Raw genomic sequence first — 19,977 nt, forward strand, 5'->3', positions numbered from 1 at the left:
ATGAAATTAAAGCATCTCACCTTTAGTCTTATTTTTCTGTTTTTTGCAAATCAATTATTAGCACAAAACAACGATGATTTTAAACGTTTGCAACTTAGGTTAAGAGCAGATAGTTTAGTTCTGGATGCATACAATGGCGATGGAGTTTTTATTGCCCGCCAAAAGAGCTCACAAAAATGGGCCATGTTTCAAGGGGTTAGCGACCGAAAATTGGATCGTTTTACTCCTTTTGCATACGATAGTTTAGGCTTTTTTGATAAGCATCCGCATTTCACAATTGTGAAGAAAAACAACAAATACGGTGTAATTTTAAGTCCATGGAGAAATGATGGTAAAGCAATTGAAAGTATAGCTTGCACTTTCGACAAATTAGCCATCGTTGAAGATGAAGGTTGGGGAGGAAGTCAGAATATGTTAGCCGCCCAAAAAGATGGGAAATGGGGTTATATTCATGAAGAAACCGGAGCAACATTAATACCTTTTGTATTTAAGACAAAAGCTGAATTACCCAGCCCTAATCGGAACTTTTACAAAGATCCTACCGAAACATTTTCTGTTGAAATGATGCGTCTTTTTAATAGGCCAGACACCATTACCAAATTAAATTTAGCTTATCAAAATTTGGCTTTTGTTCCTAAACAAATAAAAAAATGCACCAACTTAACTTTTCTAAATCTAGAAGGAAATAAGCTAACCCAACTTCCCGAAGAAGTAGGAGAATTACACAATTTAAAAACCTTGTATTTAGGATTTAACCATGATTTATTTACAGGATATGAAAAACAAAAAAACCTAGATGTGCTTCAAAAACTTAGTAATTTAGAGTACTTAAGCATCGGGAATATCAAAAAAACAGATAATAAAAGAACTAGTGCAATGTATAGCTGTAATATTGATATTCCAGCTGATTTTCAAATTTCACAAAAATTAAAAGGCTTGAGTATTGGTTGTGCTTTTTATACAGAAGAAGTGCCAGCATTTATATATCAATTAAATCATCTTGAAGAATTAATAATCCACAATGCTTTACCAAATAATCCCATCAATTTTAATTTTGATCAATTTAAATCTAAATCAACTATCCAAATATTGAGTTTGGGTAAAGTTTCTTCCTTAGAAAATTTCAATCAAAACATTCATCATTACCAAAACTTAAAAGAATTAAGCTTGTTTTTATTAAAGCCCAAAGGTAAACTAGATGGATTGAAAAAGCTTAAAAAATTAGAAGACTTATACATTAAGATAGATGAAAAAATATCGGAAGGCAGTAAGTATTATAAGGTAATTACAATTGCAGATTATTCTATGCACACTTACAGAAGCGATAAACCCATAACTGAAGAACAACTACTAAAAACCATCGCTGAATATAATATGCATTTGCAAGAAAAATAATACATATAAACTTGTAGTAGCGCATTAATTAAAAAAAACGTATCAGTTCGAGCCCCCGAAAATTTCGCAAATTTTATTTAAATACTTTGTGACAATTTTTAGCTTTGTTTGAACATCGAGCGGAGTCGAGATGTAAGACGTTTCTCGACTCCGCTCGAACTTGAAACAAGGTGCTTATAATCATTTTTTATAAAAGATTTCATCGTTAGTAAATTTCAGTGAGAAATTTGTATTGAAAACTGCGTTTTTGTTCTAAATCTTATTCTCGATAGTTCTGCTGAGCTTAGTCGAAGTGCAATTTTTTTACTAACGCATCAGAAAATCACTTGATAGACAGATTTTTTCAATATTTCTAGATAACGAACTATGGGTGAATATAATTTTTCATTTTCTCTACGTTCTTAGCGCCACAACGGTTAGATTTTTATTACAGTAAAATTATAATGTTTAGTTACATTTTATATTATTTAGTAAGATTTACAAATTTTGATAAAATTGCTAAATCATTAATTTTTAGAGATTAAAGTTTCTGTATTTTCTTGAATCATCTATTTTTACAGAAACTAATTTTTCTAAATATGAACATCTACGATATCGCCATTATTGGCAGTGGGCCATCGGGAGCAAGCGCAGCATTTCAAGCCGCAAAAAAAGGATTACAAGTGGTAATAATTGAAAAAGAACATTTACCACGCTACAAAACCTGTGGTGGCGGATTTGTTTTTCGCGGTAGAAGAAACATGCCATTTGATGTGTCTAGCTCTGTAGAACGCGAATTTTTTGATGTCGATATTCGTTTTGATGCCAAAAAGCTAGCACTAAACACCGTTCGTAAAAATCCGATTATCAGCATGATTATGCGTGATGAGTTTGATTACCTAATCGTACAAAGAGCAGAAGAATTGGGCGTAGAAGTCTTACAGGGTGAAAAATTAATTTCATTAGATTTTAAAAGTGAATATACCATATTAACCACAACTAATAAACAAGTCAAGGCTAAATTTATTATTGCTGCCGATGGCGCTTTAAGCCCTACAGCAAAAATGGCAGGTTGGGAAGAATCACGTTTAATGTGCCCCGCCTTAGAATACGAAATTAAAGTACCCGAAGAAGATTTTGAACGCTTGTCGAAATCGGCTCGATTTGATATTGATGTTGTGCCCTATGGATATGGTTGGAGTTTTCCGAAGAAAAATCATTTATCGGTTGGTGTGGGCAACTTTACAAAGTCTACTAAAAAAATCAATTTAAAAGAAAATTACCGTGATTACCTAAAAATACTGGGAATTGAAACTATACTCGAAGAAGAAGCTCACGGATTTATAATTCCAATCTCTCCACGAAAAGATGGATTTGTAAAGCAAAATGTATTTTTGATTGGTGATGCTGCTGGTTTTGCAGATCCGCTGACGGCCGAAGGAATTTCCAATGCCATTTATAGTGGAAAACTTGCTGCAGAAGCCATAGCAGAAAGTAATTTAAATGTAGTTGAAGCCGAAAAATCTTACCTAGAAAAACTAAATCAAAAACTCATACCCGAATTAGAATTGGGCGTAAAATTAGCAGCCTTGTTTTATGAGAATAAAAACTTACGTAATTTATTACTTAAAAAGTTTGGTCAACGAGCAGCCGAGTTAATGACCGATATATTTATGGGCGATAGAATTTATCCGCATGATTTTAAAGAAAAAGTAAAAAAGAAATTGAAAGTTTCTTTATTTTAAATAAACCTACCTAATTTAACAATAACTTTAAGTTTTAGATATTAAGTTACCAATAAAACATTTGATATTTACTTCTTTAGGAGTTGCTAATTTCTTTTTGAGTCGGTATTTATGCTGATTTACCGATTTTGGAGAAATACTTAAGAAATTAGTAATTTGTATATTTCAGGTATAAGTGGAAGTTTATTTAATAAAAGTTGAAGATTTAGAAAACAGTTTCACTCAAAAAATTATTAAAAAGTAAGTGAAATGGGGAGATGAAATTAAATCAAAAAAGAAAAAGCAGCACTTATTTAAAGTGCTGCTTTTTTATGTTAAATAGAATAATAACTAATTTAATTGGTCTGGATTGTATCCCATATAAGCTTTTTCAGTTTCATTAAATTGAATATCAAAATCTTCTAATTCTTTTAAAATGGGTTCGTAAACTTCTGGGTAAATAGGACGTAAAACACCTGTTTTTGTAATTTCTTTATTTAAGATTTTTAAACAAGCTATACCAACGGGAATACCAACGGTTTTAGCCATAGCTGTATATTTTTGGTCTTCGCCTATGCTTACCATGGTTGAGTCGATTTGTTTTTTCTCTCCGTTTAATTCGTAACCAAATTTGTGGTACATTACAATCATATCTTTATCATCTGCTCCCAAGGTCCACTTTTCTTCTAGAATTTTCTGAAGCGCTTGCGCAGGAGTAGCCTTTTTAAGACCAATTTTTTTCTTAGCGTTAAAAATATCAAGTTCTAAAAGTTTATCCCAAATTAAGTCGTCTTGGTCAATTTTAAGACTATGTCTTAATTTTAGTTCAACAGAATCGTAAGGCGAGTAAGGTAAAAATGAGTTGACAAATTCTCGATAACTCATTTCTTCCGTATTTTGCATTTCGTAGGTATCATCTGTCATGCCTAATTGCACAAACACATTCCAAGCCTTGCTAAAGCCAACACGACGTAGCGTGCCTCGATAAAGAGTAGGAATGTTTTCTAATCCATAAACTTCTCGGTATGCTAAAGAATTACGGTTGGCTAAGCCTTCAAATCTACCATAACCAGGTACTTCTAAAAATTCTGTTCTTCTAAATAAGCGTTGGTAAGGTATGTATTTGTACTTGCCTTCTTGTATAAATTCGGCAGCGCCACCTTGACCAGCCACAACTACATTTCGGGGATTCCAAGTAAATTTGTAATGCCATAAATTGTCGTCGCTTTCTGGAGCTACTAAACCACCCGTAAAGGATTCAAATAAAATTAATTTTCCACCTTTCTCTCTTATTCGGTCTATAACTTGCATGGCACTCATGTGGTCAATACCTGGGTCAACTCCAATTTCATTCATAAAAGTAAGTTTACTCTGTTTAACCTTTTCATCTAAAGCAAGCATCTCTTTAGATACATACGAAGCAGTCACCATGTTTTTACCAAATTTTAAACAATCTTGGGCCGCTTCAATATGAAAACGAGCAGGAAGCATTGAAATAACAATATCTGCATTTTGAATGGCGTCTTGTCGTTGTTTTTGGTCGAAAATATCTAGTTGAAATGCTTCACAAGCATCGAAGCCTTCAGCCATTTTTTGCGCCGATTCCAATTGTACATCGCCTATTTTAATATGTAGGTTTTCAGTTGAAGCTTTTTTAGCTAAAAAACGAATTAAAGATGATGTTGATTTTCCTGCACCAATTATTAATATATTTTTCATAAAATGAATACTATTTTTAGAATTTATTAAATTTGTATACTACGAAAGTAGGAAATTTAAAAATTCCTTAATAATGGATGTGCAAAGAAAATTTTTAGTTTTGGGTTGTTTTTTCGGTTTAACGGCCGTAATTTTAGGGGCTTTTGGAGCCCATGCGCTCAAGGAAATACTTAATGCAGAACAACTTACTAGTTTTGAAACAGGAGTGAAATACCAAATGTATCATGCTTTAGTTTTGTTGTTTTTAGGTTTAGAAAATAAAATTAAACCTAAGTTTAAACAACTTATTTATTATCTTTTAATGATTGGGCTCGTTTTGTTTTCATTTTCTATTTATGGATTAGCCACCAATCAATTCACTTCTTTCGATTTTAAACGCATTGCTTTTATTACACCCATAGGAGGAAGTTTGTTAATTTTTGCTTGGATTATGATGTTGATCAGCTTTCTGAAAAAAGAAAAAAAATAAACACAATATTTATAGTGCTATTTCATAAAAGTCTTTAAATTTGTTTGCCATATAATAGATAACTATTTCTTATGGAATTAAATTCTCAATTTACGAAAACGTTTTCGCTAGAAAAAGAATTCGGAATTAAAAATGCAAAAATGCATTATCAACTTTCTCCCGAAGAACTTCATGAAATTTCCATTAATAAAGGACAAGGTGTAGAAGCAAATTCTGGCGCTTTGGCTATTAATACAGGTAAATTTACTGGAAGAGCCCCAAAAGATCGATTTATTGTTAAAGATGAAATAACCAAAGATGATGTATGGTGGGGAAAGGTAAACATGCCTTTTGATCCCGATAAATTTGATAACTTATATAATAAGGTAATAGACTACCTAAGTGGCAAAGAATTGTTTGTGCGAGACTCTTATGTGTGTGCAGATAAGAATTACCGAACCAATATTAGAGTAGTTAATGAGCATCCCTGGAGTAATTTGTTTTGTTACAATATGTTTTTACGTCCAGATAACTCAGAGTTAGCTAATTTTACTCCCGACTGGAAAATTGTGAATGCACCCGATTTTCAAGCCGATCCAGAAATTGATGGCACGCGTTCTAAAAACTTTGCTATTTTAAATTTTACAAAAAAAATAGCTTTAATTGGTGGTACTGGTTATACTGGAGAGATGAAAAAAGGAATTTTCTCTGCCTTAAACTTTATCTTGCCAACTCAAAAAAATACATTGCCTATGCATTGCTCTGCAAATGTTGGAGAAGATGGAGACACAGCTATTTTCTTTGGCTTGTCTGGTACTGGCAAAACAACCTTGTCTGCCGATCCAAGCCGAAAACTAATTGGAGATGATGAGCATGGTTGGACAAAAGAAAATACAGTTTTTAATTTTGAAGGAGGCTGTTATGCAAAAGTTATCGACCTTACAGAAGAAAAAGAGCCCGATATTTATCGAGCTATTAAAAAAGGAGCCATTCTAGAAAATGTTATCATAGACGATAAGGGTAACGTAGATTTTGAAGACGATAGCATTACACAAAATACACGTGTTAGTTATCCCATACATCATATAGACAACGTTCAGCCGAATTTGGTAGGCGAAAATCCGAAGAATATTTTCTTTTTAACAGCAGATGCCTTTGGTGTGTTGCCTCCAATTTCAAAATTAACTCCTGGTCAAGCAGCTTACCATTTTATTAGTGGTTACACCGCTAAAGTTGCAGGAACAGAGGCAGGAATAAATGAACCTGTACCGAGTTTTTCAGCATGTTTTGGTGCTCCATTTATGCCTTTACATCCAACGCGATATGCAGAAATGTTAAGCGATAAAATGAGAGAAGCTGGTGTAAATGTTTGGTTAATTAATACCGGTTGGACGGGAGGTCCTTATGGTACAGGTAACCGAATGAAGTTGAAATATACAAGAGCAATGATTAATGAAGCCTTGCTTGGAAATTTGAAGAATGTTGATTTTGAGCAGCATGAAATTTTTGGTTTGCACATGCCAAAAGAATGTCCAAATGTACCTTTAGAAGTATTAAATCCAAAAAAAACCTGGAAAGATAAAGATGCATACGATGCTAAAGCCAAGCATTTAGCAAAATCTTTTAAAGATAATTTTGAAAAGTTTGAAGCCTATGCCAACGATGAGATTATGGCAGGAGCTCCCAAGTTTGAATAGTTTAGTTTAGTTTATACATTGATTAAAGCGGCCGTAAAGGTCGCTTTTTTTTGTATGTGTTGTCCTTATAAAAAAGTACTTTTACCACATGGAAAATGTGAAGCAAATATACCAAGAACGAATTACAGCTTTTAATAAAGCAAAAAACAAAATACAACAACAATTGCTAATTTTTAGCTTGCTACGCCTTAGCGTTTTTGCTATTTGTGTTTTTTTAATATTTCAATTTTGGGGAGAAGCCAGATCAATAGGATTAATAGTTGTAATAAGTGCCTTAGTTTTTATAATGCTTATTCGTTTTTTTGCAAAGGCCAAGTATGAAAAACAAAAACTAGAAGCCCTTATACAAATAAATAAAACAGAACAAAAAACCAACTTGTCCAACTTTGGGTTTTATGCGAATGGTGAGCAGTATCAAGATGGCCTGCATGAGTTTTCTGAAGATACAGATTTGTTTGGCGAAAGATCTTTTTTTCAGTACATAAACCGAACTCAGCTAGTTGAAGGGGAGAGAAATTTAGCTAATCAACTAAAATCTAATCACATTAAAGCTATTTTAGATAAGCAGGAATTTGTAAAAGAAATGGCTCAAAAAATTGATTTTAGGCAAGAATTTGCTGCTCATGCTCAACTCTTACAAACCGAAGAAAAAATACAGACCATTATTACTTGGATCAATACATACAAAACTCATGTTCCAAAATGGATGAAATGGTTTCCATATGTGTTTAGTTTAGCTTCTTTAGTTGTTATCTTTTTGTTTTTTACAGAAATAATTCAATTAACACAATTTTTACTTTGGATTTTTATTGGTTTAGTTATAACGGGCTTTTATATAAAAAAATCTAATGCTTTGTCTCAAGCTCTAGGAAGAGTTCAAGCTAGTTTTCAACAATATGCCAAACTGCTTCAATTAATTGAAGATGCTGAATTTACTTCAAAAAAAGGGAGAGCATATCAAACACAAATTAAAGAAGACCAACAAAACTTTTCGGTATTGCTACAGCAATTCTCTAAGCAAATTGACAATTTTGAACAGCGAAATAACATGCTACTCGGGCTTGTATTTAATGGTTTTTTTCTTTGGGATTTAATGCAGTCGTATAAAATTGAACAATGGATTTTAGCACATCGTTTAAAAGTAGAAAATGTATTTAATGTAATAGCAGACCTAGATGCTTGGTGCAGCTTAGGAAATTTTTGTTTTAATCACATAGATTACGTTTTTCCAGAAATTAACACCAAAGCAACTACTCAACTACAGGTAGATAAAGCAATACATCCTTTACTAAATACAAAGATTACTGTTGCAAACGATATAGGTTTAGAAGCTAAAAACTTTGTTATTTTAACTGGAGCTAACATGGCCGGAAAAAGTACATTTTTGCGTACGCTAGCACTCCAAATAATCATGGCCAACACTGGACTTCCTGTTCGGGCTTCAAAATGTATTTATCGTCCTATCAAATTAATTACAAGTATGCGCACATCCGATTCCTTAGCCGATGAATCATCTTACTTTTATGCTGAGTTAACGCGTTTAAAACAAATTGTAGATACTTTGCAAAAAGAGCCTTATTTTGTAATTTTAGATGAAATTTTAAAAGGAACCAATTCTAAAGATAAGGCCATTGGAGCCCAAAAATTTGTTAAGCGTTTATGGAAAGAAAATGCAGTTGGAATTATTGCTACACACGATTTAAGCTTATGTAGTTTGGCAGACGAATCGACAAATATTGAAAATTATTATTTTGATGCAGAAATAGAAAACGATGAGCTTCATTTTGATTATACTTTAAAAAAAGGCATTTGTCAAAATATGAATGCTTCATTTTTGTTGGAGAAAATGGGCTTGGTTTAGAATGCTAAACGAAATAGACTTCCTAATTATTCAGTTTTTCTTTTAACTAGAAGTAGCGTAAACAAAATATGCATTATCCGTAAATATAAAATACCCCAAGACAATTAAAAATTGTTTAAGGTGTTGTTCTTATTCTTATTATGACAGCTCTTATTTGGAAATGGTTAGGTATTGCATCGATTGGAGCGTTTGCAGCTATGACTATAGGGCTAATAATTGCAGCAAGTTCTGCTGTAAGTGTTTACAAGAAAAGTAGACTTACCGATTATCATAAATGGATATATTTTCTGTCAATTGGTTACATAGGATTCGTTATGTTTACAACTTGTGCATCTCAAATTTATAATGGAATACAATAAAAAAACGGTACACAACAACTAACCAACAATTTAAGATGAATAAAGTCAAAGTGGGTAATTAGTTTTCAAAAAAAATCCTATTTTTAAGAATTCAACAAAAACACAACCAAAATTTAATCCGAAATATACATGGCATTATTTCAATCTACTGTTGTTCAGAAGTATTTAAAAGCACAAGACCAAAACGAACTGCAACATAAATGGGAAGCCTTTCAAGCGCACTTTCATAACCCCAGTATTCAACAGAACATTCGCAATGCCAAAGAAGAACAATACCAGGAAGGTTTTCTTCGGGATTTGTTCGTCAACATATTAGGTTACACGCTTAATCCAGATACCAATTTCAATTTAACTACCGAGCTTAAAAATGTAAAAGATGCCAAAAAAGCAGATGGTGGTATTTTGGTGAAAGATAAGGTAGTTGGTGTAATCGAATTAAAAGGAACCAACACCACCGATTTAAGTAAAGTAGAAACACAGGCTTTTGGCTACAAAAACAACCAAACCAATTGTACCTATGTAATTACATCTAATTTCGAAAAACTTCGCTTTTATATCGATAATGCTATCGAGCATCAAGCCTTTAATTTGTTTGAGCTTACCCAAGCGCAATTCAATTTAATGTATTTATGTTTAGCCTATAAAAACATAAGTAAGGATACCCCTAAAAAAATAAAAACCGATTCCTTAAGCCAAGAAGATGCGGTTACCAAGCAACTGTATAAAGATTACAGCTTGTTTAAAAGAGAATTATTCAACAACCTTACACAACTTAATCCCGATGTAGATGCCTTGTTGCTCTTCAAAAAATCACAGAAATTATTAGACCGATTCTTGTTTTTATTTTTTGCTGAAGATCGGCATTTGTTGCCACCCAATTCAGTTAGAATGATTTTAAAGCAATGGAAACAATTGCAAGAATTAGATGCGTACACGCCATTGTATAAACGTTTCAAAAAATACTTTGGCTATTTGAACTCAGGACACAAAGGCAAGCAATACGATGTTTATCCTTACAATGGTGGCTTATTTAAACCCGATGAAGTTTTAGATAAAATTAGTATTGATGATGATTTACTTTACAAACATACCTTGAAGCTTTCGGAATACGATTTTGATAGCGAAGTAGATGTAAACATACTCGGACACATTTTTGAAAACTCGCTCAACGAAATTGAAGAAATACAAACTCAACTTGAAGAAAATTATTCTTCTCCCAATGGGTTTAAACCCATTGAAACAGTAAGCAAACGAAAAAAAGATGGTGTTTTTTACACGCCCAAATACATTACCAAATACATTGTAGAAAATACGGTAGGCAAACTTTGCGAAGAACAAAAAGAAACGCTCAACTTAGTTGAAGATGATTACCAACTCAACAGGAAAAAGAAAACCAAAGAGCAACTTTTACAAAAACTGAAAGATTACCGAGATTGGTTATTACAACTCACAATAGTAGATCCTGCTTGTGGTTCTGGCGCATTCTTAAATGAAGCTTTAAACTTCTTAATTGCCGAGCACCAATATGTAGATGAATTAGAAACCAAACTCATGGGCGGCGGATTGATTTTCCCAAATGTAGAAAACAGCATTTTAGAAAATAACCTATACGGAGTTGACATTAACAACGAATCGGTAGAAATTGCTAAGCTTTCTTTATGGCTTCGTACCGCCCAACCCAACCGAAAGCTAAACGATTTAAGTGGAAATATAAAATGTGGTAACTCCTTAATAGACGATCCTGAAGTTGCAGGCGATAAAGCTTTTAATTGGGAAAAGGAATTTCCACAAGTATTTGCCAAAGCTAGTGCTGAGCAAGGTCGAAGTAGTGGATTTGATGTGGTAATTGGCAATCCGCCTTATGTACCTGCTGAATTAATTTCTCAAAAAGACAAAAACTATTTAGATAAAAAATATGTATCTGCTTTTGGAAGAATTAATTTATATCCATTATTTTACGAGAAAGGTATTAAAATACTAAAGTATAATGGTATTCTTTCATACATAACTCCCTACACAATTTTAAAAAATAAGTATTTTGTTGAGTCAAGAAAATTTATTTTACAAAACAGTTCTATTTTGAATCTTATTGATTTTAAAGGTGAAATTGTATTTGCCGATGCTGCTGTTGATTCAATCATTTTAACTCTTGAAAAATCCTTAAATGATAACTCGGAGTTTAAATATGTCGGCGACACGTCAAAATTTATAATTGGAGATTATAGTTATATAAATGTAAAACAAAAATCCATACTTAATAAAAAAGATTTTTCATTTAATATTTCTATTCATGATGCTTTGATAAAGCGACTTAGTGAAGGTTGTAAACCAATGAAAGAGATAGTTAATTTTAAACAAGGCATAATTACAGGTGGAAATAAAAAATTCTTGACTGATTTAGAAGATGAAACAACTGAGAAAGTAATTACGGGTAGTAATTTTAATCGTTATTTTATAACTAATTCATTAGAATACATAAAGTATTTACCTGAAAAGTTACATAGACCTAGAACTAGAGACATTTTTGAAGTAAGTGAAAAAATTCTACTTCGTCAAACTAGTTCGTTTCCAATTTGTACAATTGACTACAATCAACTTTATAGTTTAGATACCGTCCACAATGGCATATTAATAGATCAAAATTTTCTAATTGAATATGTGGTAGCTTTATTAAATAGTAAGTTTTTTAAATTTCTATATGAAAACTCAATCAATGAAACTGGAAAGATTTTTGCACAAGTAAAAATTATTTATGTTGCAGAATTGCCAATCAAAAAAAGTGATAAGGAAATACAACTATCTTTTAGAGAAATAACAGTTCAAATACTATCTTTAAATAAAGATTTAGAAGTTGTATCATCAAAATTTCAACGCAATCTCCAACGCCAATTCCCAGAAGAATTAGAAAAACTACCTAAAAAGCTACAAGATTGGTACGAGTTGAGTTTTGCTGATTTCATCAAAGAATTAAAAAAGAAAAAAATTAAACTGAGCCTAAGCCAAGAAGCGGAGTGGGAAGATTATTTTTTAGCTGAGCAACAAAAAGCAACAAGCCTTAAAAACCAAATAGACCAAACCGATAAAGAAATCGACCAAATGGTTTACGAGTTGTATGGGTTGACGGATGAAGAGATTAAAATAGTTGAAGAATCATGAATTAGTTTATAAGCTGTAATAATTTTTATTCACGAGCTCCGCAAAGTAAAATATAAATGAAGCGAGCTAAATTGAGATTGTTGAAAATAGTTAATAATTGTTTTTTATAAATATATGGAAGATATAAAAAAATGTATAAAGATAAAATTAAAAAATATTGGTCCTTATGATAATTGGGATAGTTCAGTAAAATCAATTGGGTATAATCCAATTAAAATTGGAGTGTTTGCTAAAAATGGAACTGGTAAATCAACAATAGCTAAACAAATACAGTACACATATGATCAAGATACATTTGAATCAAAAAAACTAATAAAAAACGGTACTACTCAAGGAGACTTCTTATTTGAAATAAAAAACAATAATAATTCAGTTGAAAAAAATACACTTAAAGTCAGCCATTATAATTCGAAAAATTCATCAGTAAAGAAGGAAGGAAGTTTCATTTACTATGTGTTTAATAAAGAATATACAAAAAAAAATATATCAAAATTTGAAGATGACATAAAAGGTTTTATTGTTGGTGAAAAGAAAAAAAATGAAACTGAAATAGAAAATAAGGTTAAAAAACTAGAAGGCGATAGATCAAAGATTTTCAGTGAAATTCAGAATAAAATTGATAAAAATAAAGCTATATTAAAAGATATTGGTATAAGAACTAATACAAAAGAATTTGCTTTGTTATCGTTTGAAAATCTAAAGTATAGAAATGATTTTGATAATACCTTGATTGAAAATTTTGAAAGTCATAAAAAAGCTTATTTAAAGTTTAGTAAAATAGACGAATCAACTCTAGAAACTGAAATTCTTGAAGTTAAAGAACCATCTATTAGTCTAATTGATGTCATGCCAAGCATAGACAATCAGTTAAATGAAATTATTACAATCTCAAATACTTCTAAAGAATTAAAAGATAGAATAGATTCAAATAAAGATTTTATAATTAAGGGTGTAGAACTTTCTAGAAGTAATGATTTTAAAGAATGTCCATTTTGTGAGAGTGAAATAGATGCTAACAAAAGTCCATTGGATGATTATATCTCCTATTTAAAAAATCAGGAATCTATATTAAAATCTAATATAAAATCTACAATATCAGAACTTAAATCTATTAGTGAAGAACTTAAATCATTTAGAAATGATTTACTTGATAAAAGTAACACTTTAAATACTCTATCAGTAAGTTTTCCACAACTTGATAGAAATTTAAAATGTCCAAAAAATAATGCGGTTGATGATTTTAAATCTATAATACAAATTCTTGAAAAGAAATTAAATAATGTTATTTACGAAGCAAGTAATAGTGATTTTATAAAGATTGATTCTTGCCATACTAATATTAATATAAGTATTAAAGAGTTAAAAGATTTCAGAATATCAGTAAACTTAGTTATTACCAAGTACAATAATATTAGATTAAACTATAAAAAAGAGATAACTAAGCTTAGAAAAAACCTTATTCTATGCAAGTGCAAAGAATTAAAAGAAGAAGTATCAGATGATATAAATGCATATAATACAATTGAAAAAGATATTTATGATCTTCAAATTAAACTTGAAGGTGTAAAAGAAAAAATCAACAAAGAAAAAGTAGTAACAGAGACTTTTAGTGAATTGATTAAAGCAGTATTTCATGATAAATTTTATTTTGCAAAAGAAGCATCAATACTAAAGTCATCTGATAATTTTGAAATTGATGATGCTGATTCATTCCTGAGCGAAGGAGAACTTAAAATAATATCATTTTTACATTACTTAAGTTCAGTTCACACATACGTTAAGAATAAAACAGATTATAAAAATCTGTTTTTAGTTATAGATGATCCAGTTACAAGCGTTGATTTTCAATATTCATATTCAATATGCACAATTATAAATAATTTGAAAAGTCATTTAAATACTATTTCTGATTTGAATTTTATGATTTTCACTCATAATTTAGAATTTATGGAGATACTATCTTCAAACAGGATTATTAAGGACGGATTTGAAATGACACCAAATAAATTAATAAAATTAAATAAAACTTTTTTACCTTATTTTGAACATTTGAGAGATATAATGATGGTTTCTGAAAATAGTGAAAAAGCTTGTCATACAACTGCAAATTCCTTAAGGTATATCTTAGAATATATTTCTAAGTTTGAGAATCCATTAAGTAAAGTAGAAAATTTGATTAATCAAAATAAAGAGCTTTCAGAATGTGCTTTTATTAAAACATATATTCATAATGAGTCTCACGGTACTTTTAAAAAGACTGAGAGTGTTTCAAAAGAATATGTGAGTGATGGCTGTAAGAGTCTAATGAATTTTATAGGCAATAAATATCCTGAACAACTAAAATCTATAAAAAAATAATTTACACTTTTATTAGTAATGATAGCAACACAACTTCCCATCAATAAATTTTTACAAGCACCTTATGTACAATTTGTCATTCCTGTTTACCAACGTAATTACGATTGGACAACAACAGAATGTAAAAAATTGTTGCAAGATGTTGTTGCAGTGATCAACGATTTAATAATATGAAATTATTTTCATGTAGTTTTTAGGTACAAAAACTAATTTTTTCGGAATAAAATCAGAATTAAACGCAACAAAAAAAAACCGTAAACAATTCAATTATAAGTGTTTACGGTTTTATTTTGTACTCAAGGCGGGAATCGAACCCGCACTCCCGAAAGAACTGGATTTTGAATCCAGCGCGTCTACCAGTTCCGCCACTTGAGCATTTTAAGTGTGCAAAAGTAAATATTTTTTTTAATCTCGGTCTAAATTCATTTAAAATAATCAAATTTACTTCCGATTTAATTTCTATTTTTGCGACCAATTAAACACAACAACACAACCTTTTAGATATGAATGATGTAGAGAAAGTCGCTAAAATTTTTGCTTGCTCTCAAAGTACTGTATTAGCCGAAGCTATTGCTAAACAATATGGTTTGCCTTTAGGTAAAGTAATTACTTCGCATTATAGCGATGGCGAGTTTCAACCTTCATTTGAAGAGTCTGTGCGTGGGTCTCGAGTTTTTATAATTGGTTCTACATTTCCGAGTTCAGACAACTTAATGGAAATGCTACTTATGTTAGACGCAGCTAAGCGTTCTTCAGCTAGACATATTACAGCTGTTTTGCCTTATTTTGGCTGGGCACGACAAGATAGAAAAGACAAACCAAGAGTTCCCATTGCGGCTAAATTAGTTGCTAAAATGCTTGAAACGGCTGGTGCAACCCGAATTATAAGTATGGATTTACATGCCGATCAAATTCAAGGTTTCTTCGAAAAACCAGTCGATCATTTATATGCTTCAACGGTGTTTTTACCTTACTTAAAAAGTTTAAATCTAGATAATCTTACTATTGCTTCGCCAGATATGGGTGGGTCTAAAAGAGCTTATGCGTATTCTAAAGCCTTAGAAAGCGACGTGGTTATTTGTTATAAACAGCGTGCAAAAGCTAATGTAATTTCACATATGGAATTAATCGGCGATGTTACGGGTAAAAATGTAGTTTTGGTAGACGATTTAGTCGATACAGCTGGAACCTTAACTCATGCTGCTAATTTAATGATGGAGCGTGGAGCCAAAAGCGTAAGAGCTATTTGTACACATCCAGTTCTTTCTGGTAACGCATACCAAAAAATTAAAGATTCGAAGTTGGAAGAGCTCATTGTAACCGATAGTATTCCACAAAAAGAAGAGAGTGAAAAAATACGTGTGGTTAGTTGTGCTGAATTATTTGCAGACGTAATGAAAGCAGTACACTACAATAAGTCAATTAGCTCTAAGTTTTTAATGTAGCTTTTTAATATTAATTTATTTTAATTAAATATTAGTATTGTTATATTATATAACTAAATTTGCAAAATTTTAAAAGAGAATTAATAAATAAACATTTAACATGAAATCACTTACGATCAATGGATCTAAAAGAGAAAGCGTAGGCAAAAAGTCAACAAAAGCCTTACGTAATGCTGGAGAGGTTCCTTGCGTAGTTTACGGAGGGAAAAACGTTGTTCATTTCAACGCGCCAGAAGTTGCTTTCAAAGATTTAATTTACACACCCGATGTGCATACGGTAAATCTTGAATTAAACGATGGAACCAAAATGAATGCGGTACTCCAAGATATTCAATTTCACCCAGTAACCGACGAAATTCTTCACATGGATTTTTACCAGTTTGAAGATGATCAGGCTATTACAATGGAAATTCCAGTTCACGCCGAAGGTGTGCCAAAAGGTGTAAAAAATGGAGGTGTATTACGTTTCAACCTACGTAGAATGACAGTTCGCGGTTTAGCAAATAAATTGCCAGATTATATTGTTGCAGATGTAACTCCACTTAAAATTGGTAATAAATTGTATGTTACTGCTGTAGCTAATGAAGATTATAGCATACTCCATCCGGACAATACTGTAATTTGCCAAGTTAAAACATCTAGAAATGTGGCTGCTATTGGTGCAACCGACGATGAAGATGAAGATGGAACTACAGAAGAAGGAGCAGAAGAAACTCCAAAAGAAAATGCAGAAGATTAAACTGCTGCAAATATTTAATAAAAAGCATCCTTTTTTTAAGGATGCTTTTTTATTTTTAGCAAAAAAATAAATGCGTCTTTGGGCAACATTATTTGCTAAAAAATCAAAAAACAAGATAGATTCTATGAAAAAAATACTCGTGGTTGGTCTTGGTAATCCTGGTCCTAAATATGCAGAAACACGACATAACATCGGATTTAAAATTTTAGATTTTCTAGCGGAAAAAAAGCAACTTACTTTTGAAGCAAAACGCTACGGCGAAGTAGCTAAGTTTAACTACAAAGGAAAAAACTTTACCTTGCTTAAACCTTCAACATTTATGAATTTAAGTGGGAATGCAGTCCGCTATTGGCTAGATAAGGAAAATATACAAATAAATAATGTGTTGGTAATTACAGACGATTTGAATCTTCCCTTCGGAACTCTTCGTTTAAAAGCTAAAGGAAGCGACGGTGGCCACAATGGGTTAAAAGATATTCAAGCTAAACTTGGAACGACTACCTATCCAAGATTTAGATTTGGAATTAGTGATGAGTTTGCAAAAGGAAACCAAGTAGATTATGTCTTGGGTGAGTGGGACGTAAGCGAACGCTATAAACTCAACGAACGCTTAGAAAAATCATCTGAATTAATACAGCAATTTGGCTTAGCAGGAATTAATGAGACTATGAATCAATTTAATGGAAAATAACTAGTGAAAGTATATAATAAAGCATCAGATTTTAATCCAGAAATTCCAACGGTAATTACCATCGGTACATTCGATGGTGTTCATATCGGACATCGAAAAATAATTGAACGACTTGTAAATTCTGCTCAACAAAGTAATTGCCAATCTGCTTTGTTAACTTTTTTTCCACATCCACGAATGGTTTTGCAACAAAGTGAAGATCTACACTTAATCAATACCATAGAAGAGCGTAAAAGCATTTTAGCTTCAACCGGATTAGAGCATTTAATTATTCATCCATTTACAAAATCCTTTTCTAGATTAACCGCTCAACAATACGTAGAAGAGTTTTTAATTGGAAAGCTTAATGCCAAAAAAATAATTATTGGTTACGACCACCGTTTTGGCAGAAATCGTACAGCCGATATTTCAGATTTGAAAAAATTTGCAGATGAATTTAATTTTGAAGTTGAAGAAATTTCAAAACAAGATATTGAAGAAGTAGCCATTAGTTCAACTAAAATTAGAACTGCACTCCAAAATGGTGAAATTGAAAAGGCAAATCAGTACTTAGCCAGTAATTTTTCTTTAAGTGGAGAAGTGGTGCATGGCAAAGGCCTTGGTAAAGGCTTGGGTTACGCTACAGCAAATATTCACTTAAAAGAAACATATAAACTCATACCTAAAAATGGGGTTTATGTGGTAAAAGCCATGATTGAAGGTAAGCATCAAAAAGGCATGATGAATATTGGAACAAACCCTACGGTTGGCGGTACGAGTAAAAGTATAGAAGTTCATGTTTTAGATTTTAATGAAGATTTATACGGAAAAAACATTGAAGTAGAAGTGCTTCATTATTTAAGAAATGAAGAAAAATTTGATGGAGTTGAAGCACTAAAAAAAGCAATGCTTCAAGATGAATTAGTTACTCGAAGATATTTCAATAGCTAATATTTATGAAAAACTGGCTCTTTAAACGCATCGATAATTCATCTTTAATTATTTTTAGAATTATTTTTGGACTACTAATTACCTTAGAAGCTTGGGGAGCAATTGCAACAGGATGGGTTAATGAAGTTTTAGTTAGTCCTGATTTTACCTTTAATTTTTTAGGATTAGATTTTCTGCAATATTTACAAGGGCCATACATGTATATCCATTTCGTAATAATGGGTTGTTTTGGTTTAATGGTAATGTTGGGTTTTCGATATAAAATCGGAATTTACGGCTATACTATTTTTTGGATGGCTGCTTATTTTATGCAAAAATCAGCTTACAATAACCACTACTACTTATTGATTTTAATTTTGTTTTTTATGTGTTTGGCACCTGCACATCGCTATTTTTCTCTAGATGTGAAGCGAAATCCCGAATTAGCTCGCATAAGCATGCCTAATTGGATTAGGGTTTTTATTATAGGCCAACTCTGGGTAGTTTACACTTTTGCATCGGTAGCTAAATTTTATCCAGATTGGTTAGATGGCACCTTCCCAGAATTATTAATGAATGGAAAACGCAATTTAATTTGGGTGGGCGATTGGTTACAGACCGATTTTGCACACCAATCTATTATTTATGTAGGTGTTTTATTCGATTTATTGGTTATTCCCTTACTGTTATGGAAACCTACACGAAAATTTATTTTTGTATTTAGCATCTTTTTCCACTTGTTCAATAGCTTGGTATTTCATATTGGTATTTTTCCTTATTTGTCCTTAGCATTTACTTTGTTTTTCTTTTCAGCTGAAAGCATTAACCGAAATTTTATAAATCGAAAGCCACTTTATACAAATCAGGAAGTAAAACTTCCGGGGCAAGAAAAACAAAACATCATTCCAGTTTTTATGGCAATTTGGTTTTTTATTCAAATAGCTTTGCCTTTGCGACATCATTTTATTAAAAGTGATGTGTTGTGGAGCGAAGAAGGACATAGGCTAAGTTGGCGGATGATGCTGCGTGCTAAACAAGGGATTACCACTTATAGAGTAGTAGATAAGCAAACTGGAGAAGAAACTAAAATTCAGCCAGCAAAATACATTAGCAATCGTCAACATAAAGTAATGTCTAAGCCTGATTGCATTTGGCAACTGGCACAGCGAATACATAAAGATTTTCTTGAAACAGGAAGAGATGTAGAAGTATATGCCAATACTAAAATTAAAGTAAATGCTAGGCCTTATTATCGGCTTATCGATCCTAATGTAGATTTAGCTCGTGCTAAATTTAATTACTTCACTACAAATACGTGGATTTTACCTACACCAGAAAATTTTTGATGTTTAAAATAAGTTGGCAAAACTTCCGACTTTGATTATTTAAAAAATCAGATTACTACAAATATATCTTTTCAATTAATGCACTTGCCTTCTGTAAGCAGATTCGTAGCAAGTTTCATCCAAATATGATAGTGAATTCATTCTTCATTAT

Annotated in this window: 15 protein-coding genes and 1 tRNA gene; 13 read left to right on the forward strand and 3 right to left on the reverse strand. The window is 31.7% G+C overall.

What is annotated here, in order from left to right; translation table 11 throughout:
• Together IEV63_RS01910 and IEV63_RS01915 are read left to right on the forward strand one after the other, a co-directional pair.
• Positions 1-1,395 carry a leucine-rich repeat domain-containing protein gene (locus IEV63_RS01910; RefSeq protein ID WP_188405066.1) on the forward strand — a complete coding sequence of 465 codons (1,395 nt, stop codon included), beginning with the start codon at positions 1-3 and terminating at the stop codon, positions 1,393-1,395.
• Positions 1,396-1,973: 578 nt separating this feature from the next.
• Positions 1,974-3,119, forward strand: a complete 1,146-nt coding sequence (locus IEV63_RS01915) for a geranylgeranyl reductase family protein (RefSeq protein ID WP_188405067.1) — start codon at positions 1,974-1,976, stop codon at positions 3,117-3,119.
• Between the two features lie 27 nt (positions 3,120-3,146).
• On the opposite strand, the gene IEV63_RS13105 is transcribed toward IEV63_RS01915, so the two are convergent.
• Positions 3,147-3,281 carry a hypothetical protein gene (locus IEV63_RS13105; RefSeq protein WP_373283702.1) on the reverse strand — a complete coding sequence of 45 codons (135 nt, stop codon included), beginning with the start codon at positions 3,279-3,281 and terminating at the stop codon, positions 3,147-3,149.
• 168 nt (positions 3,282-3,449) lie between these two features.
• Positions 3,450-4,817, reverse strand: a complete 1,368-nt coding sequence (locus IEV63_RS01920; protein WP_188405068.1) for a saccharopine dehydrogenase family protein — start codon at positions 4,815-4,817, stop codon at positions 3,450-3,452.
• Positions 4,818-4,890: 73 nt separating this feature from the next.
• Between IEV63_RS01920 and IEV63_RS01925 the strand changes: the two genes are divergently transcribed.
• The 6 genes from IEV63_RS01925 (at position 4,891) to IEV63_RS01950 (ending at position 14,870) form a co-directional block, all read left to right on the forward strand.
• Entirely contained in the window at positions 4,891-5,286 is a 396-nt protein-coding gene (locus tag IEV63_RS01925; protein WP_188405069.1) for a DUF423 domain-containing protein, read from the forward strand.
• Between the two features lie 71 nt (positions 5,287-5,357).
• Positions 5,358-6,962 carry a phosphoenolpyruvate carboxykinase (ATP) gene (gene pckA / locus IEV63_RS01930; protein WP_188405070.1) on the forward strand — a complete coding sequence of 535 codons (1,605 nt, stop codon included), beginning with the start codon at positions 5,358-5,360 and terminating at the stop codon, positions 6,960-6,962.
• Positions 6,963-7,050: 88 nt separating this feature from the next.
• Positions 7,051-8,823, forward strand: a complete 1,773-nt coding sequence (locus tag IEV63_RS01935; protein ID WP_188405071.1) for a MutS-related protein — start codon at positions 7,051-7,053, stop codon at positions 8,821-8,823.
• Between the two features lie 488 nt (positions 8,824-9,311).
• Entirely contained in the window at positions 9,312-12,338 is a 3,027-nt protein-coding gene (locus tag IEV63_RS01940) for an Eco57I restriction-modification methylase domain-containing protein (RefSeq protein ID WP_188405072.1), read from the forward strand.
• A 114-nt stretch (positions 12,339-12,452) separates the two neighbouring features.
• A complete protein-coding gene (locus tag IEV63_RS01945) occupies positions 12,453-14,696 on the forward strand; it encodes an AAA family ATPase (protein WP_188405073.1) in 2,244 nt (747 codons plus the stop codon).
• Between the two features lie 18 nt (positions 14,697-14,714).
• Positions 14,715-14,870 (forward strand): hypothetical protein, encoded by a 156-nt coding sequence (locus tag IEV63_RS01950; RefSeq protein ID WP_188405074.1) that lies wholly within the window; start codon positions 14,715-14,717, stop codon positions 14,868-14,870.
• Positions 14,871-14,989: 119 nt separating this feature from the next.
• Here the strand turns inward: IEV63_RS01950 and IEV63_RS01955 are convergent.
• A tRNA-Leu gene (locus tag IEV63_RS01955) sits at positions 14,990-15,071 on the reverse strand.
• 128 nt (positions 15,072-15,199) lie between these two features.
• Here IEV63_RS01955 and IEV63_RS01960 point away from each other — a divergent pair.
• From IEV63_RS01960 to IEV63_RS01980, 5 genes are all read left to right on the forward strand, one after another.
• A complete protein-coding gene (locus tag IEV63_RS01960; protein ID WP_188405075.1) occupies positions 15,200-16,141 on the forward strand; it encodes a ribose-phosphate pyrophosphokinase in 942 nt (313 codons plus the stop codon).
• A 100-nt stretch (positions 16,142-16,241) separates the two neighbouring features.
• Entirely contained in the window at positions 16,242-16,880 is a 639-nt protein-coding gene (locus tag IEV63_RS01965; protein ID WP_188405076.1) for a 50S ribosomal protein L25/general stress protein Ctc, read from the forward strand.
• Positions 16,881-17,004: 124 nt separating this feature from the next.
• Entirely contained in the window at positions 17,005-17,571 is a 567-nt protein-coding gene (gene pth / locus IEV63_RS01970; protein WP_229737154.1) for an aminoacyl-tRNA hydrolase, read from the forward strand.
• Positions 17,572-17,574: 3 nt separating this feature from the next.
• Positions 17,575-18,501 (forward strand): bifunctional riboflavin kinase/FAD synthetase, encoded by a 927-nt coding sequence (locus IEV63_RS01975; protein WP_188405078.1) that lies wholly within the window; start codon positions 17,575-17,577, stop codon positions 18,499-18,501.
• A 5-nt stretch (positions 18,502-18,506) separates the two neighbouring features.
• On the forward strand, positions 18,507-19,826 hold the full coding sequence (locus IEV63_RS01980; RefSeq protein ID WP_188405079.1) for an HTTM domain-containing protein: 1,320 nt from the start codon (positions 18,507-18,509) through the stop codon (positions 19,824-19,826).
• The last annotated feature ends 151 nt before the right edge of the window (positions 19,827-19,977 follow it).

The organism is Psychroflexus salis (assembly GCF_014640175.1).
GTDB classification, from domain to species: domain Bacteria; phylum Bacteroidota; class Bacteroidia; order Flavobacteriales; family Flavobacteriaceae; genus Psychroflexus; species Psychroflexus salis.